This is a genomic window from uncultured Maribacter sp. (genome assembly GCF_947496775.1).
Lineage (GTDB): Bacteria > Bacteroidota > Bacteroidia > Flavobacteriales > Flavobacteriaceae > Maribacter_B.
In genome coordinates, this window is sequence record NZ_CANMDU010000012.1 from 85,087 (window position 1) to 107,202 (window position 22,116).

Consider the following 22,116-nt stretch of genomic DNA (forward strand, 5'->3'; position numbering starts at 1 on the left):
TTATAATTTTATTATGATTCTTTCTCCGTTCTTTTTGAAGAAGTGTCTATTAATTTCTTGGTTAAATAATTAAATCGAATATACAACATAATGCCAGAAGCTGTTAAACCTGTTAGTAACCCTATCCAAATTCCGGTACTTTTAAAATCTGTATATAAGCCCAAGTAAAAGGAAGTAGGAAAACCTATAACCCAATATGCGATAAATGTTATTACTGTTGGTATTTTTACATCTTGCAAACCTCTTAAGGCCCCTAGGACCACTACTTGAACTCCATCTGATATTTGAAAAAAAGCTGCGACCAATAATAATTCCGCTGCCAAAGCTATTACCTCTGTATTGTCGGCTATATTTAAAGTATCATCCAAGTCCAAATATAAAGTAGGAAACCAATTTCTACATACTAAAAATAAAATAGCAAATATTATTTCCAACAAGAGAGTAAGAAAAAATATAGATTGCCCTATTCTTCTGAGTTCTCTAAAATTTTGTAATCCTTTTTGATTCCCAACACGTATCATTGCTGCAACTCCGAGTCCCATACCAAACATAAAAGTCATACTACTCAAGTTTAAAGCTATTTGGTTTGCTGCTTGTGCATTTTTACCTAGTACGCCACTTAACCAAATGGCGGCCGTGAATATTGCGACTTCAAAAAACATTTGTAGTGCGGAAGGGAAGCCCAGAGATATTAATTTTTTTATAACTTTTTTTTCAATTAACCTAAAATTAAAATTGGTTACATATCCTCTAAACTTCTTCTTACTATTAAGCAAAAACCATATATATACGATCATAAATACTCTAGAGACAAGTGTTCCGATAGCCGCACCAACTATACCCATTTTAGGAAAACCAAAAGTTCCAAAAATAAGAAGGTAGTTTAAAATTATATTTATAACATTCCCTATTATTGTAGCATACATAGGGTACTTAGTTTCTGACAACCCATCAGAAAATTGCTTAAATGCTTGAAAAATAACTAATGGAATTAAAGAAAACGCTACTAAATTAAGATAAGGCATTGCTAGAGCAACAACTTCATCTGATTGTTTCATAGAGTACATTATAGGTTTAGCCAAAAAGACTAATCCAAACAACGTAATGCCTAAAATTGTGCATAAAAACAAACCATGTTTAAGAGCACTTTTTGCATTTTTCTTTTCTCCGGCTCCATCTGCCTCTGCTACTAACGGTGTTATGGCTGTAGAAAAACCAATACCTAGAGACATGGCTATAAACACAAAACTATTCCCTAAAGATACAGCAGCCAATTCTGCTGTTCCCAATTGACCAACCATAATATTGTCTGCCAATTGCACAAAAGTATGCCCTAACATACCCATAATTACAGGTACAGATAACTTTATGTTATATTTAAACTCCTTAGTGTATTGTTGAAACAAAATCTTTAATTTAAAAAAATCAAAGATACGTTATACCTCTAACACAAAGTACCAATTTAATGATATTTGCAAACCTTTATATCTTTTTTGATTCCTCCCAATAAACATCCATTTCAGCAAGCGTCATATCTTCTAATGACCTACCTAATTCTTTGGCTTTTTTCTCTAAATATTGAAATCTTCCTATAAATTTTTTGTTAGTTCTTTCTAAAGCATTTTCAGGGTTTATTTTTAGAAATCGGGCGTAATTAATCATAGAAAACAAGACATCTCCAAACTCAGCTTCCATTTTATCCTTATCCCCTACTTTAATTTCTGCTTGTAGTTCTGCCAATTCTTCCTGCACTTTTAAGAACACTTGTTGGGGCTCTTCCCAATCGAACCCTACTCCCGCAACTTTATCTTGTATTCTACTAGCTTTTACTAAGGCAGGAAGTCCTTTAGGCACTCCTTCCAAAACACTCTTCTTACCTTCTTTAAGTTTAAGATTTTCCCAATTTCGTTTCACATCTTCTTCATTATCCACCTTTACATCTCCATAAATATGCGGGTGTCTGTGAATTAATTTATCACAAATAGAATTTGCTACATCAGCAATATCAAAATCATTAGTTTCCGACCCAATTTTGGCATAAAACACAATGTGAAGCAATACATCACCAAGCTCTTTTTTTACTTCACTTAAATCATTTTCTAGAATAGCATCTCCTAATTCATAGGTTTCTTCAATGGTCAAGTGTCTTAATGTTTCCATAGTTTGTTTTTTATCCCATGGACATTGGTCTCTAAGCTCATCCATTATAGTTAACAGTCTATCAAATGCCTTTAATTGTACTTCCCTAGTGTTCATTATTCTCTATAAATTTATGCAAAGATACAAAGTACAGCCCTTTTTGTTTTGTCAAAAAAAACGGCTACTTTTAACCCCATCATCATTAAATCATGCACATAATTAATAAAATTGAAAAAAATTAACAGTCTTTTCTATAGAAGTGTTTTATACACTCTAGTTTGCGTAATAGCAATTCAATGTAAACCCAAACAAAATAAAGAACCAGAATTTATCCTTCGAGCAAGTCATCTTGTAAATGACCAACATACATGGTTTAAAGCCTTTGAACATTTTGGAGAAATTCTTAAAGAAAGATCCAACGGAAGGATTGTTGTACAGAACTATCATTCGGAACAAATAGCAAAGGAAATAGAATCTATTAGAATGGTTCAAACAGAAGTAATTGATATGACAGTTACAGGTTCTCTTTTAAATAATTGGATCGAAATTATGGCATTCTGCGAATTACCTTTTCTTTTAAGAGATTCCGTAGATATGAAAAATCTAATTAATGGACCTATTGGTAAACGAATGGAAAAAGAAATGCTTGAAAAAGTAGGTTTACGTCCCGTTTGTTATTTTCAAAGTGGACTAAGGCATTTAACATCGAATAGACCTATAAAACACCCTGACGACCTTAAAGGTCTAATTGTAAGAGTCCCAAACGTTCCTTCCTTTGTTACCGCATGGGGAGCTCTAGGAGCAAAACCAACACCTATGGCTTTTTCTGAAGTTTTTACTTCATTACAACAAGGTACAGTTGATGCTCAAGAAAATGGGTTTGCATTAATTAAATCTACTGGATTTTACGAAGTTCAAAAATACCTTAACCTAACATCACATGTAGTTAGTTGGACGTATCCTGTTATTGGAGAAAAACAATTTCAAAAATTCCCTGATGATTTAAAGTCCATATTTCTAGAATGTGCCAAAGAAATGCAAATTTATGAACACGATTTATATGTAGAAAATCAAAAAAAGGTTCAAAAAGAACTTAAAGATAAAGGGATGATTTTTGTTGATGTAGACAAAGATGCTTTTAATGAAAAATGTAAAGATGCTATTTATAAAAGTTTGTCTCCGGAAATGCAGGAAATATATCACCAAATTTTAGCTGACAGATAATTTTATAGTATGAAAAAAAGAATAAATACATTTTTTAAATACGGAACCCTGTTAGGGACTTTGGGTTTTATTATTTCTACAATAATTCAAATTTATAGTCGATTTTTTATGGAAAAACCTCCTTCATGGACAGAAGAAGCCTCTCGTTTTTTCTTTATATATGCGGTGAGTTTTGCAGCTGGGTTAGCCATGAAAGATAAAAGTTATGTTTTTTTTGATGGACTATATAATACATTTAGTGACTCTTTTAAACCAAAATTAACTCTGTTTATAAGTATAATTACCTCTTTTCTGTTTACAACATTTACTATTTATAGTTTAAAATTCGTTATTCTAGGAATCCCTGAAAAATCTCCTAGTATGGAAATACCAATGGCTATAGGTTTTGCCAGTATGACCTTAATGGGAATTTCTATTACTTACTATTCAATTATTGATCTAATTAAAAGAAAATAATGATTTGGACTGTTATAATAATATTTGCAATATGCTTAATACTAAGGTTTCCAATTGCATTTTCCCTAGGAATATCTTGTTTAGCATATTTACTCATTAAAGGAATACCTTTGATTTTGATTCCAATGAAAATGTACTCAGGAATTGACGTTTTTGTTCTTCTAAGCATTCCTGGGTTTATACTAGCTGGTAATTTAATGAATCAAGGAGGCTTAACAGCAAAAATAATTGGTTTTTGCAATCACCTATTAGGGCATATTAGAGGAGGGCTAGCACTAGCAAATATTGGTGCTTCTATGCTATTTGCAGGAATTTCCGGTACAGCTGTTTCAGATACCGCAAGTATTGGAGCCGTAATGATTCCTGCAATGAAAAAAGAAGGTTATGATGCGGATTTTTCTTGTGCTGTTACCGCTTCCTCTTCTACAGTTGGGCCAATTATACCTCCAAGTGTACCCATGATTATTGCAGCAACTTTAAGTGGCTTATCCGTTGGTAAACTGTTTTTAGCAGGAGCTTTACCTGGACTTTTATTGGGAGTAGGACTTATGATTACGACGTACTACATATCAGTAAAAAGAAAATACCCTAAACACCCCAAAAGTTCATTTAAGCAAATTATGATTGGGTTTAAAGATACTTTTTGGTCTCTCTTAATGACCTTTATAATTTTATTTGGTATTATCGGCGGTGTTTTCACTCCAACAGAGGCATCTATTATAGCCGTAATTTATGCTCTTTTAATTGGAGCTTTTGTCTACAAAAAAATTAGTTTTAAAAATTTAGCGGTAATTACTTTAGACTCCATGAAAACCTCAGCTTCATTAATGGTCTTAATTGGGTTTGCTAATCTTTTTGGATGGATTTTAATTACAGAGCAATTACCGCAAATAATCTCCACTGAAATTTTAGGGTTTTCTACCAACAAATACGTAGTACTACTAGTTATTAATTTACTGCTTATTTTTATAGGTACATTTATGGAAACCATTGCTGCTCTACTCATTCTTTTTCCTATTTTGTTAAAGCTTGCAGTTGCAGTTGACGTAGACCCAATTCATTTTGCTATTATTGCATTGCTGAATTTAATGATAGGGCTCACGACCCCTCCATTAGGAATATGCTTGTTTGTTTCTTCCAGTATCGGAAAAGTATCTATAAGTAAAGTAAGTAAGGCTAGCTTACCTTTTTTAGCTGTAAGTATATTAGTTTTAATACTTGTAACTTTATTTCCTAGTATTTCTCTGATTTTGCCAAATTTAATTTTAGAGTAAAAAATATGGACAACAAGTATATAATCATAGCTATTTGTATGTTTTTTTCAATAATGCAGATTACTGCTCAAGGTATTATAGCTAAAAATGCAAAATTAGAATTAGTATCCGATGCTTTTAAATTTACGGAAGGTCCTGCATCGGACAAAGATGGCAACGTCTATTTTACCGACCAACCAAATAATCGCATTCTTATGTGGTCATCGCAAACTAATGCTATTAGTACTTTTATGGAAAATGCAGGACGTTCTAACGGATTATATTTTGATAACAATGAGAATTTGTTAGCCTGTGCTGATGAAAATTTTGAATTATGGCAAATAGACCCAAAGAAAAACAAAAAGGTACTGGTGTCTGATTTTAATAATTTAAAACTAAATGGCCCTAATGATTTATGGGTTACACCAAATGGTGGTATTTATTTTACAGACCCATATTACCAAAGACCATATTGGACAAGAACAAAAAAAGAAATAGAAAAAGAACGAGTATATTATATAGATCCTAAAAAGAAAACCGTACATATTGTTGCTAATGATTTAATACAACCTAATGGTATTATAGGAGCTCCTGATGGCAAAACACTTTATGTTGCAGATATTGGAAATAAAAAAACATATAGCTACACCATAGGTGAAGATGGATCATTAAGCAACAAAGCACTTTTTACTTCTATGGGGTCAGATGGTATGACTATAGATAATAAAGGAAATGTATATTTAACAGGAAAAGGAGTTACCGTTTTTAATAAAAAAGGAAAGCAAATTCATCATATTAATATAAATCAAAATTGGACTGCCAATGTAACTTTCGGAGGTCCTGAACAAAACATCCTTTTTATAACGGCGATGAATTCTGTTTACACATTAAAAATGAATGTAAAAGGCGTTAGGTACTAAAAAACCACCCTTAAAAGAGTGGTTTATAAATTGTTAGTTACCCTAATTGGTTGTTTTAAACTACTAACTTAACTCAGCTTGTACCAAATAATAAAAAGCTGGTCTACTTTTCATTCGAATACCAGACATTTTAGAAGCTACACCTTCTATTGCAGCCATTGCTTTATCTTTATCTGTAACTCCTAACTTTTTTTCCACAAAATTTCTACGAACTGTTTCCAATTCCGATTCATCCTGTCCAGAAACTAGTGTAGCGTCCTTATTATTAACCATAGATTTTAGACTGTTTACATAACCATCTAATTTATCATGATCAATATCTGTAACTCCACAATCATTTAATTGACTCACAGCCGTAGCCTTTAGTTTTGCTAGCTTTTCCGCTAATTCACTCATAATACAATTGTTTTTAAGTTAATAATTTATTACTGTCCAGTAAGTTAAAAAAACTAAGTCAAAAAAATAAATCAAAATGATAAAAAAATATTTATTTTAAAAACAGTAAGAACTTCTATATCTTTAAATTTTAAGAAAAATTTCATCCTACAACATTCAATCTCTGTTGTTTGCTTAAAAAACTCTAATACATTAACTTAATACCATATTCAAAAATGCCGAAAAGAGTTTTTATATTCTTTTTATTAATTCAGAGTACTTTTTGTATTTATAGTCAAAATAGATTTCAAACTGAAGTAAATTCTATTCAAAAAAAATACGAAACTCTATGGAATAAAAATAAAGAAACTATAGTTTTTACAGGTAGTTCTAGTATACGACTATGGAAAAATTTAGATTCAATTTTTCCCAATAAACAAATAATAAACACCGGATTTGGAGCGTCTCTTTCTGGCGACTTATTACATTTTACGGATGAACTAATAATTAAATATAACCCAACTAAAGTCTTTATTTATGAAGGTGATAATGATATAGCATACGATAAAACGCCAAAAGAAATTTTAAAAAACCTTATAGCTATAATTGAAAAGATTAAAAAAAGTAACAAAGAAATTGATGTAATTTTAATCTCAGCAAAGCCAAGCATAAATAGATGGCACTTAAAGAAAAAATATAAGCGGTTTAATAGAAAATTAAAACGCATAACCAAAAAGGAATCGGACATACATTTTGTCGATGTCTGGAAACCTATGTTAAAGGGAAAAAAAATAAATACTGATTTATTTTCTCCGGACGGACTACATATGAACCCGCAAGGGTATAAAATTTGGTATATGGCAATAAAACAGCATCTAAATTAAAAACGACACAAAATGAAAAAAGGATATCAATTACTAACTACCATATTTTTAATATTATTAGTCTTTGCCTGTAAAGAAGAACCAAAACCGCGGATTAAATTTCCTACCACAGATTTATCTAAAGCGAATATGATGCCTAAACCACTTAAAATCGTTGCTACAAATAACGCTTTTGGTTTAGATAGATATACTGCAATTTATACCACAAAAGGAGCTGCTGGTTTTGAAAGCGTAGGCAATTTTTTGGCTAAAAAAATTAAATCGAAAATAGATTTAGATATCCCAGTAAATTCTGAAAGTCAAGAACCCGTAGAGCGTGTTATTTACATAAATCAATCGGATAGCTTAGATTTAGAAACCCCAGAAGCCTATCAATTATATATAAATCAAGATTCTATTATTCTTAACTCCAATACAGCAGAGGGTGCTTTTAGAGGCATACAAACCCTAAGACAAATCATTCCAGAAATTAGTAATGACACCTTAGCGGAGCAGAAAATATGGCCAGTACCTTCAGGTAAAATAATCGACAATCCAAATTTTGAATATAGAGGTTCCATGTTAGATGTGGCGCGGCATTTTTTTAGTGTAAAAGATGTTAAAAAATATATAGACCTATTATCATATTACAAAATCAATGTTTTACACTTACACCTATCCGATGACCAAGGGTGGCGCATAGAAATAAAATCTTGGCCTAAACTCACGGAGGTCGGTGGAAGTACTGAAGTTGGAGGAGAAGCTGGAGGTTTTTATACTCAAGAAGATTATAAAGAAATTGTTGCCTACGCTGCAGAAAGATATATGACAATAATTCCCGAGATAGATATGCCAGGCCACACCAACGCAGCATCTGTTTCTTATCCTTTTTTAAATGGAAATGGTAAACCTTTAAAATTATACGAAGGTATGCGAGTTGGCTTTAGTACTTTTGACACAAAAAAAGATACAGTATATAGTTTTATTGATGATGTAGTTAGAGAAATATCCGAAATAACTCCGGGGCCTTATTTTCATATTGGAGGAGATGAAAGCCATGTTACCAAGAAAAAGGATTATATCTATTTTGTAAACAGAGTAGAAAAGATTGTACAAAAACATGGTAAAAGAATGATTGGTTGGGACGAAGTTGCAATTGCCAATGTAGACTCTACCTCCATCTCACAATGGTGGGCGAGTGAAGAAAATGCGAAAAAAGCAATAAAAAAAGGCATGAAAATAATTATGTCTCCTGCAAAAAAAGCATATTTAGATATGGAGTATGATACTCTTTCTAAACACGGATTGCATTGGGCAGCATATATCCCTGTAGATACTGCTTATGTTTGGACTCCGGAAACGTTTGGCAATATTCCACGGAAAAACATTCTTGGAATAGAAGCTCCTTTGTGGTCAGAAACTATAAGTAATATAGATGAGTTAGAGTATTTAGCTTTTCCTAGAATTATTGGGTACTCAGAACTAAGTTGGAGTACCAAAGAAAATAGAGATTGGGAAGATTATAAAATTCGTTTAGCAAACCAAGCTCCGTTTTTAGACCGTATGGATGTAAAATATTATCCATCTAAATTAATAGATTGGAAAAAAAGCAAACATACGTATGAAATAATAGAAAAAGATTAAAACATTTATATTGTAAAAAACCAAAAAGCCTTCAAATTATGAAGGCTTTTTTATGTCTATTATAAAGGTTTTATTCTTCCTCAGTGTCCTGAGCATCTTTTTTCTCATCAAAATCAGTAATACCTTGATCGTGCAATAAGTTATACCATTGTATTACTTTTTTAATATCACTAGCATATACTCTATCCTCATCGTAATTTGGTAAAACTTCAAAGAAATACTCCTCTAGCTTTATTTTGTCTTCTTTATGCCCTATAGAAGTTTTCTCTCCTTTTTCTTTTGCTTGTATTTTTAAAAACACATCTCGTAAAGGTAATTCTTCATCCAAAGTATAAATAGCTATTTCTGATAATACACTTACATTACTTCGTAAACTAACACTTAGTTTTTTACCATCCACTAAAGATTCCGCCACAAAGCCCGTTCTAGTTTGTGTTAACAACTTATATAATCCTGGTTTTCCTGCAATGGACAAAATTTTATCTAAACCCATATTTTCTTTCAATTTTTAAGACCGCAAATATGCTACTTTTACTTTGATTAATTATCTATTATCTACGTTTTTTCATGTCAGGAAAACGCATTCTATAGTCTACGGATATTTTTCCTTTAGAAATATTACTTAATTTTCCTTTTAATAATCGTTTTTTAAGAGTAGATAATTTATCTGTAAATAAAACCCCCTCAATATGATCATACTCATGTTGTATAACTCTTGCCAATAACCCACCATAAGTCTCTTTGTGCTCTTTAAAGTTCTTGTCTAAGTATGTTATGTGGATAGTTCCTTTTCGTGAAACATCTTCTCTTATATCCGGTATACTAAGACATCCTTCATTAAAGGTCCATTCTTCACCAGACTCTTCAGTTATTTTAGGATTAATAAACGCTTTCTTAAACCCATCTAACTGTTTTTTTTCTTCTGCCGACATATCTTCATCGTCGGCAAATGGAGTAGCATCTACTAAAAACAAACGAATAGGAAGACCTATTTGCGGAGCAGCTAAACCCACCCCATGTGCATTATACATGGTCTCCCACATATTTTCTAATAACTCGTCTAGTTTAGGGTAGTCCACATTTATATCCTTTCCTACTTTTCTTAAAACAGGATCACCGTAAGCTATAATTGGTAATATCATTTACTTTCTATTTAAATATGCTTGTAAAATTATAGTAGCGCTAATTTCATCTACTAAAGCTTTATTTTTTCTTTGCTTCTTTTTTAATCCACTATCTATCATGGTTTGGAAAGCCATTTTAGAAGTAAACCTTTCATCTTGCCTTTCTACAGGCATATTAGGAAAAACCTTTGCTAATCTATTTAAAAAAGGGATAATAAAAGCCTCTGACTCAGATGGCGTATTATCCATTTGTTTTGCCTCTCCCACAATAATAGCATCTACTTTTTCTTCAGCAATATACTTTTGTAAAAAAGAAACTAAATCGTGCGTGGCTACAGTGGTAAGACCAGATGCAATAATTTGTAATTCATCTGTAACTGCTATCCCAGTTCTTTTTCTTCCAAAATCTATTGCTACAATTCTTCCCAAATTAATTTTTGGCAAAAATAAACGATAAATTGTTATAACTATAAATTTGAAAGATGAATTCCCACACTTCCACTTATATTTGTGTAAACATTAGATATAAAATGACGGAATTACAGAATATTATAGAAAAAGCGTGGGATAATAGAGACCTATTAAAAGAAAGCGCAACCCAAGATGCTATTAGAAAGGTTATTGCTTTATTAGACAAAGGTGAATTACGTGTTGCTGAACCAACTACGGATGGTTGGCAAGTAAATGAATGGGTAAAAAAGGGCGTAGTTCTTTATTTCCCTATTCAGAAAATGGAAACTTTAGAGGCTGGTATTTTTGAATATCATGACAAAATGCCTTTAAAAACTAATTATGAAGAACAAGGAGTTCGTGTTGTACCTGGTGCATCTGCTCGCCAAGGTTCTTACCTATCTGCCGGAACTATTTTAATGCCTAGTTATGTAAACATAGGTGCTTATGTAGATGAAGGTACTATGGTAGATACTTGGGCAACTGTTGGTAGCTGTGCACAAATTGGTAAAAACGTTCACTTAAGTGGTGGTGTTGGTATAGGTGGTGTTTTAGAACCTTTACAAGCTGCTCCCGTAATTATTGAAGATGGCGTTTTTGTTGGCTCGCGTTGTATTGTCGTAGAAGGTGTTAGAGTAGAAAAAGAGGCTGTTCTAGGTGCTAATGTTGTTTTAACCATGAGTACAAAAATTATAGATGTAACCGGGGATAAGCCAGTAGAAACAAAAGGTGTTGTTCCTGCTCGTTCTGTTGTGATTCCTGGTAGTTATACTAAAAAATTTGCTGCTGGTGAATACAATGTTCCTTGTGCTCTAATCATTGGAAAACGTAAAGAAAGTACCAATAAAAAGACTTCTTTGAACGATGCATTAAGAGAATATGATGTTGCTGTTTAACAAACTTATGGATAAACGCTCCTTAAAATATTAAGTTTAAGGAGCGTTTTTTTACACCATTTGCAGTGCTTTTTTTAGAGCTTCTGACAAAAAACCGCCTTCCATAATTTTTTCTCTAGTCTCTGCGACATTATCTGTCATCTCTTTATACTCTTCTGTACTAAGATTTCTTAACTTTTCATCTACCTCTTCTAAAGTATTAATAGCTATACCCAATTTGTTAGAAGTAATAAATTTCGCTATTGCCGCTTTTTTCCAAACTAAAATAGGCAAACCACATAATATATATAAAGAAGTTTTATGAGGATTATTATACAAAAGGTATTTACCAAAATCCCCTGCGCATTCCTCTACAGAATTTCCATTCCAAACTAACCCAAAATTTCCTTTAATTTTCTTTACAACTTCGTCCGGAGAAAATACTCCTTGATATTTTATAACCGAATTTTCGGAATTAACTTCATTTTTCTGAAAACCATTTCCGTATAATTTTAAAGCAAAATTTCGATTTTTAAAATTATCCATTTCGTAAATAAAAGCGCTCTTTTCTTTTCCTAAACCTCCTGCAAAAACAATTTCATATTTCTCATTTTTTTTAATCAAACCTGTTTCTAAAGAGGTATCAAAAGACATGTAATCAAAAAGATACAATGGAACAATTTTACCATTATACCCATTAGTTATAAACCATTTTTTCATTTCGTCATTATGAACTATTAAAACATCGGCCTTAGAAAATTTTTGCATTTCTTTTTTAATGTTCTTTGTCTTTCCCATTAAGGTTTTTACGTCATGCACAATTAAAATTACTTTACACCCTTTAATTCTTGCAACATTTGTTACATACCCATAAAATTTACTTAGAGGATACTGCATTGCCAATACAGATTTTCTAGGTAACCATAGTAAACCCTTGGTAATACCAAAAAAACTAATTATTGCGCCTATAGCCGAACTAGCATGTGTAGTTTGTTTAAATCCTAAGTTCTTAAAGCCGTTCTTTGCCATAACAACCTCACAATCGGTTTTAGGCTTAGATGCGGCATTATTGCTAGATTTATAGTTCCGAGAAATGTAAAATAAGCTCATTAAAAAAATGGTTAGTTATAAATTCAAATATAAGTATTGCCGAAAAACTGAAGGGTTATTTACAGATAAACCTCAATCTTTTGTCTTAAATTTAACACTTTGAAAATTTAGGATGAATAAAGAGAATTTAAGTACCAAAAAATACGATTATTTAATCGTTGGAGCAGGACTTTATGGTTCCGTTTTTGCACATGAAGCGCATAAAAACGGGAAGAAATGTTTAGTCATAGACCAACGAAGTCATATTGGCGGAAATACCTATTGTGAAAATATCGAAGGCATAAATGTACACAAATACGGCGCTCATATTTTCCATACTAGTAATAAAGAAATCTGGGATTATGTTAACAGTTTTGTCCCGTTTAATAGATACACTAATTCTCCAATTGCTAATTATAAAGGAAAACTTTTTAATCTTCCTTTTAATATGAATACATTTAATACATTATGGAATGTTAACACCCCTGAACAAGCTAAAGAAATAATTAAAAAACAAACTTTAGAAGCTAACATCAAAAATCCTCAAAATTTAGAAGAACAAGCCCTTTCATTAGTTGGCAAGGATATTTATGAAACTTTTATCAAAGGTTATACAGAAAAACAATGGGGTAGAAAAGCAACAGAACTCCCTGCTTTTATTATAAAAAGGCTACCATTAAGATTTACATTTGACAATAATTATTTTAACGATATTTATCAAGGTATTCCCATAGGAGGTTATAATAAATTAACCGAAGGGTTATTAAATGATATAGAAGTTAGACTAAACACTAATTTCTATGCGAATAAAAAAGAATTCGCCGAAATTGCGGAAACTATTGTCTTTACCGGTAAGATTGATGAATATTATGACTACTGTTATGGCAAGTTAGAATACCGCAGTTTAGATTTTAAACACAAAATTTTAGATAGTGAAAATTACCAAGGTAATGCTGTTGTAAATTATACCGAAGCTTCGATTCCCTATACTAGAATTATAGAACACAAACATTTTGAATTTGGAAAACAAAAGAAAACAATTATTACGGAAGAATATCCAGCAGAATGGTCTATAAAAAAAGAGCCCTACTACCCTATTAATGACTTTAAAAACACATCTATTTATAAAAAATACAAACAAAAATCTCTTGAAAGCAATGTAATTTTTGGAGGAAGACTTGCGGAATATAAATATTACGACATGCACCAAGTTATTGGTTCCGCCCTTTCCAAAACAAAAAAAATATTTAGTTAGTAATTAATATAGCCGTTGAAAAATTAAAAAAAGCTCGTAATCTTTTATTTGTAAGAATATTACATTGTAATTTTATACTTTTTTATTTTCTCATACGTTATATAGAAAGATTGATTTTAAAAAAAGCGCAACCTTTATAAAAATCCGAATCTAATAATTAGATTAATTTAAGAATAATGCCAAACAACAGTAAAGAAAAACTTTCCGCTTTAATTATTACATATAATGAAATAGGATATATTGAAAAATGTATTAATTCTGTTTCATTTGCCGATGAGATAATAGTGGTAGATTCTTATAGTACAGATGGCACTTACGAGTTTTTAGTTGATCACCCTAAGGTAAAGGTAATTCAACATCCATTTTCAAATTTTACAGCGCAAAAAGCATTTACTTTAAAACAAGCTGCTAATGACTGGGTATTGTTTTTAGATGCAGATGAAGTTGTTACCGAAGAATTGGAGTTAGAAATTGCAAATACAATAAATTCTGACCGTAGTGAAGTTGCGTATTGGTTTTATAGAAAATTTATGTTTCAAGACCAAGTGTTAAATTTTAGTGGTTGGCAAACGGATAAGAACTATCGTCTTTTTAGAAAGAGTAAAGCGCAATTTTCTGATAAAAAAATAGTACATGAAACCTTAGAAGTAGAGGGCACATCTGGAATATTAAATAATAAATTAACCCACTACTGCTACAAAAATTACAAAGACTACAAAGGTAAAATGCTGAAGTACGGTAAACTAAAAGCTAAAGAAGCTTTTTACCGCGAAAAAAAATTCACTTATTTCTTGTTAGCTGTAAAACCTCTTTGGAAATTTTTTAACCATTATTTTTTACGCTTAGGTTTCTTAGATGGTAAAAAAGGAATTACAATCTCTTATTTAAACGCTTTAGGTGTTTTGGAATACTGTAAAGAATTAAAAAGATTAGAGAAAAAGAATGAGCTTGCATATTACTTAGTAATGCCATAATGCGTCCAAACTAATTTCTTATTTCTAGTTTCTTTACGAATACCCTGATTCTTTTCTATAGATTCTGGAGTTTTATACCCTCTTTTATGGTCTAAATGCACACATACCGCACTATAGCGCAATTGCTTAGATTTTATTCCAAAGTTAAATAAGCGCTCTCCTAGTTCTCTATCTTGCCCCCCATATTGCATTCTTTCATCAAAACCATTAACATTTACAATGTCTTTCTTCCACCCAGAAGAATTATGTCCATTCCAACTAGCATTCGTAGGTGTAACTGTATTGAATATTTTAGATATCCATCCTTTAGCAGTAAGTTTTTTATTTTTGAACGTTTTTGGTATACCCATTTCCATGAGCCATTCTATATTAAAGCAATTTTGTTTTTTTATATCTTCCGCTGTAATAGCTTTAGAAATATTCATAGGTAACATATAATACCCACCAGAAATAAAATAACCAGGTTGTTTATTTATATAATGTACTTGTACAAAATCTTCCCTAGGAATACAATCGCCATCTGTCATTATTATGTATTCCGAATTACAGGCTACAACAGCTTTATTTAATATTCTAGATTTTTGAAAACCCTCATCTTCTTGCCATACATGTACTATTGGATAAAATACTTCTTTAGACATGCTTTCCAACAACTCTTTAGTTTTTGGACCAGAACCATCATCAGCTATTACAACTTCAAAATTCTTAAATGTTTGGCTATTAAATCCCAATAATACTTTGCGCAGCCAGTCTTCAGAATTATATGTACTTACTATTATTGAAATTTGAATATTTTTCATAAACTATTATAAGTTATGTGCAAAAATATAAAACTATTATCTTATCTTATATACAATTTTCGTTTATACCCGTTTGTCTAAAGTTTTACTGCCTCTATATTCTCTAAATTCTTAGATTTTCTTTGTTATCTTTATCCTCTTTAAGAAAAACAGATTAACACCTATCATACTCTTTGTTAAAATGGCTTATTCGTTACGAAAATTAAGATTAGCAATTATTAAAAAAATGCAATTCTTACCTATAAAATTATATCTAGAAAGTTATTATGAATACTATGTTGGAAAAAAACTAGACTTAGACAACCCAATAGAATTTAATCAAAAACTACAATGGCTAAAAGCCTATTATAGAGTTCCTCTTTTAACACAATTGGTGGATAAGTATGAAGTTAGAGAATATGTACAAAAAACCGTTGGAGTAAAATATTTAAATGAACTAATCAAAGTATATAGCAAAACCAGTGAAGTTAGTTTTGACGAATTACCCCAACAATTTGTAATAAAGGCTGTTCATGGATATCACTTTAACCTAATTGTAGAAAACAAAGACGAATTAAACAAAATAAAATCTAAATTATTGATGACTAAATGGATGTCTAAAAATCAATATACCAGAGGAGGATTAGAATGGGCTTATAAAAACGTTACCCCAAAATTAATCGCAGAAAAGTATCTTTCGGAAATGGGAAAAGCATCCATTAACGATTATAAATTCTTCTGTTTTAATGGGGAACCTAAATTTATACAAGTAGATTTAGACCGTACTATTGAACATTTACGGTGTTTCTACGATTTAGGTTGGAATAAGATAGAAGGTTTAACAACAAAAGGTATTAAGGAATATAAAGAAACCCTCGAGAAACCAAAAAATTATGACGAAATGGTAGCTGTAGCTACCAAACTAGCAAACAAATTTCCTTTTGTGAGAGTGGATTTATATAATATAAATGGGAATATTTTATTTGGAGAAATGACATTTTATCCTACGGATGGAAGAATGGATTTTGAACCAGATGAATACAATACTACTTTTGGAGATTACATAACATTACCTAGTATTCCAAAAGGTCAAAAATATATCACCCGTTTATAAATATAATTGAGATGAAAGTAATAAAAGAACTTCCTCTTTCCATATTACATAGTTGCAAATTATCGTTAATATCTGGAACTTCAAAAAAAATATTGAGTAAAGAAAAACTGCCTGTTGTTGTTTCTTTAACATCAATAGAACCGAGATTAAAAACTCTACATTTAGTAATAAAAAGCCTCATAAAACAGGAGGAGTTACCGCAAAAAATTATTCTTTGGCTTAATAATGATTTAAAACCGAAAGTACCCAAATCCCTACTTAAATTACAGTCGAGCTTATTTGAAATTAGATATTCCGAGTTAAACTGTTCGCACAGAAAACTTATACATACGCTAGATCTTTTTCCAAATAAGATTATTGTTACTTGTGATGATGATTTAATTTATAGAAAAGAATGGTTATCATTATTATTCAAAGCACATAAAAAAAACCCTAATGTAGTTATTGGAAACAAAACCGTACATATAAACCATGATGCATCTAGTAATCCTCTCCCTTTTAAAAACTGGAGACAGCCTTTAAATAATATTATTAACCCAAAATCCTTTTTGCCAATTGGAGCTTGGGGTGTTCTTTACCCTCCTAATTCTTTAAACCAAAAAGTTACAGATGTAGAATTATTCTTAAAATTAGCACCAAAAGCTGATGATTTATGGTTTAAAGCTATGTCTCTTTTAAATAAAACAAATAGCATAGAAGCAAAAGAAAAAGCCAGAGAACCAATACCTATAATAGGTTCTCAAAAAGTATCATTAAAAAAAGATAACATTGGGAAGGATAAAAATACTACCCAATGGATTAATCTGTCAAATCATTTTAATTTGGCAAGCTTAATCCTTACAAAATAAAAAATGTAAATTGACACAAGAAATAAACAAAGCGATTGAAATTTTACAAAACGGCGGAATCATTCTCTACCCTACAGATACGGTATGGGGAATAGGTTGTGATGCCACAAATGTAGAGGCAGTAAAAAAAGTATACGCACTTAAACAAAGAGAAGATAGCAAAGCTTTAATTTGCTTAGTGGCCCATGATGGCATGTTAGAACGTCATATTGAAAATGTACCAGATTTAGCTTACGACATTATTGATTTAGCTACCAAACCCACCACTATAATTTACGACCAGCCCAAAGGCATTGCTAAAAATTTAATTGCAGAAGATAACACTTTAGCCATTAGAATAGCCTCTGATAAATTTTGTCAATACTTAATAAACAAATTTAAAAAACCTATAGTTTCTACATCTGCAAACGTTTCTGGTAAACCGACTCCTAAAAGCAGAAATGAAATTAGCAATGTAATTTTAAAAGGTGTAGACTATATTGTAGATTTGCATCCTGAACAAAATTTTGGATCTCCATCTTCTATCATTAAATTAAGTAATGACGGAAAGGTAAAGGTGATTCGCGAATAAAAATGCAAGAAAACTACACCAAGGCCTTACAAGACCCTATTTTTAAAATATTAATGGAAGCTTCAGAGTCCTTATCTCTTGAAGTTTATGTAATAGGTGGTTTCGTTCGGGATTTTGTATTACAAAGAGGAACTCCAAAAGACATAGATATTGTAGCAGTAGGAAGCGGTATTGAACTTGCAAAAAAAGTAGCTTCTTTATTGCCAAATAGCCCCCAAGTTTCGGTATTTAAGAATTTTGGTACCGCCATGATTAAATACAAAAATTTAGAATTAGAATTTGTTGGTGCTAGAAAAGAAAGCTACCATAGAGACAGTCGTAAACCTGTGGTAGAGAATGGAACATTAGAGGACGATCAAAAAAGGCGAGATTTTACTATTAATGCTCTAGCGCTTTCTTTAAACAAAACGTCTTTTGGAAACTTAGTAGACCCTTTTTCTGGAATAAAAAACTTAGAACAAAAAAGTATACAAACACCTTTAAAACCAGGCATAACGTATTCCGATGACCCTTTACGAATGATGCGTGCCATACGTTTTGCAACCCAATTAAATTTTACAATTGAAAAAGAATCTTTAGATGCTATTACGGAACATAAAGATCGTATCCAAATCATATCTAAAGAACGTATTGTAGATGAACTACATAAAATACTAGCAAGTAAAACTCCCTCTATTGGATTAGCCTTACTACATAAAACTGGGTTATTACCTTTTATTCTTCCAGAACTTGTGGCATTACAAGGTATTGAAGAAATAGAAGGACAAAAACATAAAGACAACTTTTGGCATACCTTAGAAGTTGTAGATAATATAGCCAAAACTACCGATAATTTATGGTTACGTTGGGCGGCATTACTACATGATATTGGTAAAGCGCCAACCAAAAAATTTCATAAAAAAATTGGCTGGACCTTTCACGGGCATGAATTTGTAGGATCCAAAATGGTCTACAAATTGTTTAAAAGACTTCGAATGCCTTTAAACGACAAGATGAAATTTGTACAAAAAATTGTACTCATGAGTTCTCGTCCCATTGTAATATCCGAAGATTTTGTTACTGATTCTGCTGTAAGAAGATTAATTTTTGATGCTGGCGATCATATAGAAGATCTAATGACGCTATGTGAGGCGGATATTACTACTAAGAATGCTAGAAAGCAAAAAAAATACAAAAACAACTTTAAAATTGTTCGCCAAAAAATAGTAGAAGTTGAAGAAAGAGATCAAATAAGAAACTTTCAACCTCCTATCACCGGAGAAGAAATTATGAATATTTTTGGACTACAACCTTCTAAAGAAATTGGAATTATTAAAGATGCCATTAAAGAAGCTATTTTAGAAGGCAAAATTGCAAATAGTTATGAAGATGCTTATACCTTTATGTTACAAAAAGGAAAATCACTAGGTCTTTCAAGCACTAAACAATAGCGTAAAATTAGTTTAAAAACCTCCTGTTTATCGTTATTTATCGATAAAAAACACTATTTATAAAAATAACAAACAACAAGATTCCCTTATTTTTGCATACACTCTTCTCTTAGGAGACCATAACTCTAATTGCTAAAAATAGCAAACTTTTATTTTGTAGGAAAAATCTATACTACAAAAAATATGCATTTCACCGATGACCCTTCTACAGCTCACAACATTTATTGAATGAACAGTGATTGCATCTCTATATTCGTATTCAAATAAATTGGTATTTACACCCTTTGTTTCTTAACCATTAACGAATCATATTTTATTTATGAAAAACTCAGTGAAAACTCTTTATTCCTACTCCATTGGAAGCATTATTAAGCTAAAAAGAGTACTTTTTATTCTATTTTTTTTGGGATTACTTTTTAATAATAATGTTCACGCTCAAAATACTGATGGTGACCCCATTCCAAACGCTATTGACTTAGATGACGATAATGATGGTATCTTAGATGTAGATGAATCTTGTCCAGTACCTATACCAGAAGATTTTTTCATTCCTTTATATCATGCGAATATTATTAATGCACCTGATAACAAAATTTTTGTGACAGGTCAAGATTCTAATCCAACAACTGGAAATAGTAACTATTTTTCTTTTCAAGAAATAACACCTGGTAGTGGTGATTGGGCTTCTGTTTCTGGAACAACAATAAAGTTAGTTGGTGCAGACAATGGTGACCCACAGTATGTATTATTAACTTCTACCGGTTTATATGTATGGGGTAGTGAAAACGAGCTAATTGCTACTAGTGTTACCTCGTCAACTGCTATTCAATCATTGCCTTTACCTAGAAACACTACTAATTCAGGTGAAATAGATGTATCAAATATAACTGATATAACAGCAGGCCCAGGAGTATTAGCAATATATACAACAGACGGAAGAGTATATACCAGAGGCTCCTTAGAAAATACATCTTCTGAAATAAGGGGAGCAAATGGAACATCCGCAGATTCAAATGGATGGTATACTGTACAATATAACCCTGGGTCTGGAGCAACAGATTTAGTTAATGTTATAGACCTTGATATTACCGAAGTAGGTGCTTTTGCAATTTTAAGCACCGGAGAATGGTATACTTGGGGACCAAAAGCAAGTTTGGGAGGAAACGGTTCTGGCTCTAATGCAGCAGCATTAGACATTGCTACCGAAATGACCAAGCCAAGCGACTTTTTAATTGGACAGTCTCCAATTCAAATTGAAATGGCAACTGGAGAATGGGTTGCTGGATCCTCACCAGATTTGAACCCTGGAGATGCCGCAAGTTATTTTGTATTACATCCAACCAATGGTAAAATCTACACCATGGGTGGAAATAGTTTAGGACAGTTAGGTATAAACAACAGTACTGATTCTCATGTAGCTGACTGGAACACTGTTAAAGTTTCTGGCGGCTCGGAATTAACCAATGTTGTTTTCATGGCAGGTCAATCATATAGTATTGATAATCCTGAAGGAGCCGCAATAACTGAAGTTGCAGGTATAAGAGAATTATATATGTGGGGATCTAACAATAACCAAACATTATCCGATGGTTCATCGGACCCTCAATATTTTGCAGGTATTCCTAGTTATTATTCTGGAGCTGGAAATGGAGTTTATGCAGATTTTAATGGAGATTTAGCTGTAAATAACTTAGATAGAAACCCAATAAGAGTTGGTGTTGGTGGACACCAATCTATTTACTATGACAGCTATCAAAAAAATTATTGTTTTGTTGGTCACAATGCAGACGGTGCCTTTGGTTATACAGTTGCGGATGCTGCTAAATTTTCAACAGGCGATCCTGCTTTACGAGACACACTTATACCTGGTTGTGATACCGATGGAGACGGAATCATTGATAGTTTAGATTTAGATAGTGATAATGATGGTATTTACGATGCTGTAGAAGCTGGTCATGGACATCCACATACAAATGGTGTAGTAAATGGCTTAGTAAATGCAACAAATGGTATACCTAGTCTTGTTGACAATGGCTCTGGAGGCGTAAATTATAGTCTTTTAAATAGTGATAGTGCGCATCCAACAAATGCCGATTCAGATTTTGATTGGCAAGATTTAGATAGTGATGGAGATGGTTGTTCTGATGCCAATGAAGGTTATGGGGTTAACACTGCCGATGGTGGAGATGGAGGCATCTATAATCCGGGAAATACCGCTACAGAACCATTATCCTTAGTTGCTAGTACTATAGATGCGGATGGTAGGGTAATAGCTGCGGGATACTCCTCCCCTGCTGATTTAGATATAAACCTTACCCAGGACTATTTACAGCTTAGTGGTATTGACAACGTAACTAATCCTAATTCAGTTACAACTGTGATTACAAGTAGCGTTAATTTTAATGTAACCGCAACAACAATTGGGGCTGGCACAATACCTTTATACCAGTGGCAAGAAGATTCAGGCTCTGGTTTTGTTAACATATCAGACAATGCCATTTATAGCGGGACAAATACAAATTCATTAGATGTAAATATTTTAGATGATTCCTTAGATGGTAATTATTACCGAATAATTGTTTCTACAGTCAGTAATGTTTGTGATATAGAAGCTACAAATTCAACCGCTGCATTATTATCAATTCTAACTATTGATGCAGTTAACGATGACCTTAGCGCTACTAAAATTAATGGTACGGCTGGTGGAACTACTGCTTCTGTTTTTGCTAATGA

Annotated in this window: 21 protein-coding genes and 1 pseudogene; 14 read left to right on the forward strand and 8 right to left on the reverse strand. The window is 32.0% G+C overall.

Going from position 1 to position 22,116, the window contains the following annotated elements:
• Positions 1-11 precede the first annotated feature (11 nt).
• Positions 12-1,406, reverse strand: coding sequence for an MATE family efflux transporter (locus Q0856_RS16495; RefSeq protein WP_298472592.1), 1,395 nt, complete (start codon positions 1,404-1,406; stop codon positions 12-14).
• Positions 1,407-1,482: 76 nt separating this feature from the next.
• The gene (gene mazG / locus Q0856_RS16500; RefSeq protein WP_298506834.1) at positions 1,483-2,256 is read right to left on the reverse strand and encodes a nucleoside triphosphate pyrophosphohydrolase; all 774 of its coding nucleotides are present in this window, start codon (positions 2,254-2,256) and stop codon (positions 1,483-1,485) included.
• A 111-nt stretch (positions 2,257-2,367) separates the two neighbouring features.
• Here mazG and Q0856_RS16505 point away from each other — a divergent pair, with 111 nt between their 5' ends.
• The 4 genes from Q0856_RS16505 to Q0856_RS16520 are packed head-to-tail and all read left to right on the forward strand — an operon-like array spanning position 2,368 to position 5,992.
• Positions 2,368-3,363: a TRAP transporter substrate-binding protein gene (locus tag Q0856_RS16505; RefSeq protein WP_298472596.1), complete on the forward strand. Its 996-nt coding sequence runs from the start codon at positions 2,368-2,370 to the stop codon at positions 3,361-3,363.
• Between the two features lie 9 nt (positions 3,364-3,372).
• Complete coding sequence (locus tag Q0856_RS16510; RefSeq protein WP_298506836.1) at positions 3,373-3,819, forward strand: TRAP transporter small permease; 447 nt, start codon at positions 3,373-3,375, stop codon at positions 3,817-3,819.
• Positions 3,819-5,093 carry a TRAP transporter large permease gene (locus Q0856_RS16515; protein ID WP_298472601.1) on the forward strand — a complete coding sequence of 425 codons (1,275 nt, stop codon included), beginning with the start codon at positions 3,819-3,821 and terminating at the stop codon, positions 5,091-5,093. Before Q0856_RS16510 ends, Q0856_RS16515 begins: the two co-directional genes overlap by 1 nt.
• A 5-nt stretch (positions 5,094-5,098) precedes the next feature.
• The gene (locus Q0856_RS16520) at positions 5,099-5,992 is read left to right on the forward strand and encodes an SMP-30/gluconolactonase/LRE family protein (protein ID WP_298506838.1); all 894 of its coding nucleotides are present in this window, start codon (positions 5,099-5,101) and stop codon (positions 5,990-5,992) included.
• Positions 5,993-6,055: 63 nt separating this feature from the next.
• Here Q0856_RS16520 and Q0856_RS16525 read toward each other — a convergent pair whose 3' ends face one another.
• The gene (locus Q0856_RS16525) at positions 6,056-6,388 is read right to left on the reverse strand and encodes a DUF2853 family protein (protein WP_298472605.1); all 333 of its coding nucleotides are present in this window, start codon (positions 6,386-6,388) and stop codon (positions 6,056-6,058) included.
• A gap of 215 nt (positions 6,389-6,603) precedes the next feature.
• Here Q0856_RS16525 and Q0856_RS16530 point away from each other — a divergent pair, with 215 nt between their 5' ends.
• Together Q0856_RS16530 and Q0856_RS16535 are read left to right on the forward strand one after the other, a co-directional pair.
• Positions 6,604-7,251, forward strand: coding sequence for a GDSL-type esterase/lipase family protein (locus tag Q0856_RS16530; protein ID WP_298472608.1), 648 nt, complete (start codon positions 6,604-6,606; stop codon positions 7,249-7,251).
• 12 nt (positions 7,252-7,263) lie between these two features.
• Positions 7,264-8,874 carry a family 20 glycosylhydrolase gene (locus Q0856_RS16535; RefSeq protein WP_298506840.1) on the forward strand — a complete coding sequence of 537 codons (1,611 nt, stop codon included), beginning with the start codon at positions 7,264-7,266 and terminating at the stop codon, positions 8,872-8,874.
• Between the two features lie 70 nt (positions 8,875-8,944).
• Here Q0856_RS16535 and Q0856_RS16540 read toward each other — a convergent pair whose 3' ends face one another.
• Genes Q0856_RS16540 through ruvX form a run of 3 tightly spaced genes read right to left on the reverse strand, consistent with a single transcriptional unit; the run spans position 8,945 to position 10,427 of the window.
• The gene (locus tag Q0856_RS16540; protein WP_298475110.1) at positions 8,945-9,367 is read right to left on the reverse strand and encodes a DUF5606 domain-containing protein; all 423 of its coding nucleotides are present in this window, start codon (positions 9,365-9,367) and stop codon (positions 8,945-8,947) included.
• A 58-nt stretch (positions 9,368-9,425) separates the two neighbouring features.
• Positions 9,426-10,016, reverse strand: coding sequence for a peptide deformylase (gene def / locus Q0856_RS16545; RefSeq protein WP_298506843.1), 591 nt, complete (start codon positions 10,014-10,016; stop codon positions 9,426-9,428).
• Positions 10,017-10,427, reverse strand: a complete 411-nt coding sequence (gene ruvX / locus Q0856_RS16550) for a Holliday junction resolvase RuvX (protein WP_298506846.1) — start codon at positions 10,425-10,427, stop codon at positions 10,017-10,019.
• A gap of 101 nt (positions 10,428-10,528) precedes the next feature.
• On the opposite strand from ruvX, the gene Q0856_RS16555 reads away from it, so the two are divergent.
• The gene (locus Q0856_RS16555) at positions 10,529-11,344 is read left to right on the forward strand and encodes a 2,3,4,5-tetrahydropyridine-2,6-dicarboxylate N-succinyltransferase (protein WP_298472616.1); all 816 of its coding nucleotides are present in this window, start codon (positions 10,529-10,531) and stop codon (positions 11,342-11,344) included.
• Between the two features lie 51 nt (positions 11,345-11,395).
• Here the strand turns inward: Q0856_RS16555 and Q0856_RS16560 are convergent, their stop codons facing one another.
• A complete protein-coding gene (locus Q0856_RS16560) occupies positions 11,396-12,433 on the reverse strand; it encodes a beta-1,6-galactofuranosyltransferase (RefSeq protein ID WP_298506849.1) in 1,038 nt (345 codons plus the stop codon).
• A 112-nt stretch (positions 12,434-12,545) separates the two neighbouring features.
• Here Q0856_RS16560 and glf point away from each other — a divergent pair, with 112 nt between their 5' ends.
• Together glf and Q0856_RS16570 are read left to right on the forward strand one after the other, a co-directional pair.
• Positions 12,546-13,667, forward strand: coding sequence for a UDP-galactopyranose mutase (glf, locus tag Q0856_RS16565; protein ID WP_298506852.1), 1,122 nt, complete (start codon positions 12,546-12,548; stop codon positions 13,665-13,667).
• 176 nt (positions 13,668-13,843) lie between these two features.
• Entirely contained in the window at positions 13,844-14,641 is a 798-nt protein-coding gene (locus Q0856_RS16570) for a glycosyltransferase family 2 protein (protein WP_298506855.1), read from the forward strand.
• Here the strand turns inward: Q0856_RS16570 and Q0856_RS16575 are convergent.
• Positions 14,623-15,441: a glycosyltransferase family 2 protein gene (locus tag Q0856_RS16575; RefSeq protein ID WP_298506858.1), complete on the reverse strand. Its 819-nt coding sequence runs from the start codon at positions 15,439-15,441 to the stop codon at positions 14,623-14,625. The two genes, Q0856_RS16570 and Q0856_RS16575, sit on opposite strands and share 19 nt — an antisense overlap.
• Before the next feature lie 181 nt (positions 15,442-15,622).
• Here Q0856_RS16575 and Q0856_RS16580 point away from each other — a divergent pair, with 181 nt between their 5' ends.
• The 5 genes and pseudogenes from Q0856_RS16580 to Q0856_RS16600 form a co-directional block, all read left to right on the forward strand.
• A complete protein-coding gene (locus tag Q0856_RS16580) occupies positions 15,623-16,534 on the forward strand; it encodes an ATP-grasp fold amidoligase family protein (RefSeq protein WP_298506860.1) in 912 nt (303 codons plus the stop codon).
• An 11-nt stretch (positions 16,535-16,545) separates the two neighbouring features.
• Complete coding sequence (locus tag Q0856_RS16585) at positions 16,546-17,382, forward strand: glycosyltransferase (protein WP_298506862.1); 837 nt, start codon at positions 16,546-16,548, stop codon at positions 17,380-17,382.
• 10 nt (positions 17,383-17,392) lie between these two features.
• Positions 17,393-17,953: an L-threonylcarbamoyladenylate synthase gene (locus Q0856_RS16590; RefSeq protein WP_298506866.1), complete on the forward strand. Its 561-nt coding sequence runs from the start codon at positions 17,393-17,395 to the stop codon at positions 17,951-17,953.
• Positions 17,954-17,955: 2 nt separating this feature from the next.
• Entirely contained in the window at positions 17,956-19,383 is a 1,428-nt protein-coding gene (locus Q0856_RS16595) for an HD domain-containing protein (RefSeq protein ID WP_298506868.1), read from the forward strand.
• Positions 19,384-19,702: 319 nt separating this feature from the next.
• Positions 19,703-22,116 (forward strand): annotated as a pseudogene (locus Q0856_RS16600) (hypothetical protein); the annotation flags it as partial.

Bases quoted from the DNA above. Each gene is read 5' to 3' on its own strand.
- mazG (WP_298506834.1), bottom strand. From the start codon at position 2,256: ATGAACACTAGGGAAGTACAATTAAAGGCATTTGATAGACTGTTAACT.
- Q0856_RS16510 (WP_298506836.1), top strand. From the start codon at position 3,373: ATGAAAAAAAGAATAAATACATTTTTTAAATACGGAACCCTGTTAGGG.
- Q0856_RS16515 (WP_298472601.1), top strand. From the start codon at position 3,819: ATGATTTGGACTGTTATAATAATATTTGCAATATGCTTAATACTAAGG.
- Q0856_RS16520 (WP_298506838.1), top strand. From the start codon at position 5,099: ATGGACAACAAGTATATAATCATAGCTATTTGTATGTTTTTTTCAATA.
- Q0856_RS16525 (WP_298472605.1), bottom strand. From the start codon at position 6,388: ATGAGTGAATTAGCGGAAAAGCTAGCAAAACTAAAGGCTACGGCTGTG.
- Q0856_RS16530 (WP_298472608.1), top strand. From the start codon at position 6,604: ATGCCGAAAAGAGTTTTTATATTCTTTTTATTAATTCAGAGTACTTTT.
- Q0856_RS16535 (WP_298506840.1), top strand. From the start codon at position 7,264: ATGAAAAAAGGATATCAATTACTAACTACCATATTTTTAATATTATTA.
- Q0856_RS16540 (WP_298475110.1), bottom strand. From the start codon at position 9,367: ATGGGTTTAGATAAAATTTTGTCCATTGCAGGAAAACCAGGATTATAT.
- def (WP_298506843.1), bottom strand. From the start codon at position 10,016: ATGATATTACCAATTATAGCTTACGGTGATCCTGTTTTAAGAAAAGTA.
- Q0856_RS16555 (WP_298472616.1), top strand. From the start codon at position 10,529: ATGACGGAATTACAGAATATTATAGAAAAAGCGTGGGATAATAGAGAC.
- Q0856_RS16560 (WP_298506849.1), bottom strand. From the start codon at position 12,433: ATGAGCTTATTTTACATTTCTCGGAACTATAAATCTAGCAATAATGCC.
- glf (WP_298506852.1), top strand. From the start codon at position 12,546: ATGAATAAAGAGAATTTAAGTACCAAAAAATACGATTATTTAATCGTT.
- Q0856_RS16570 (WP_298506855.1), top strand. From the start codon at position 13,844: ATGCCAAACAACAGTAAAGAAAAACTTTCCGCTTTAATTATTACATAT.
- Q0856_RS16575 (WP_298506858.1), bottom strand. From the start codon at position 15,441: ATGAAAAATATTCAAATTTCAATAATAGTAAGTACATATAATTCTGAA.
- Q0856_RS16580 (WP_298506860.1), top strand. From the start codon at position 15,623: ATGGCTTATTCGTTACGAAAATTAAGATTAGCAATTATTAAAAAAATG.
- Q0856_RS16585 (WP_298506862.1), top strand. From the start codon at position 16,546: ATGAAAGTAATAAAAGAACTTCCTCTTTCCATATTACATAGTTGCAAA.
- Q0856_RS16595 (WP_298506868.1), top strand. From the start codon at position 17,956: ATGCAAGAAAACTACACCAAGGCCTTACAAGACCCTATTTTTAAAATA.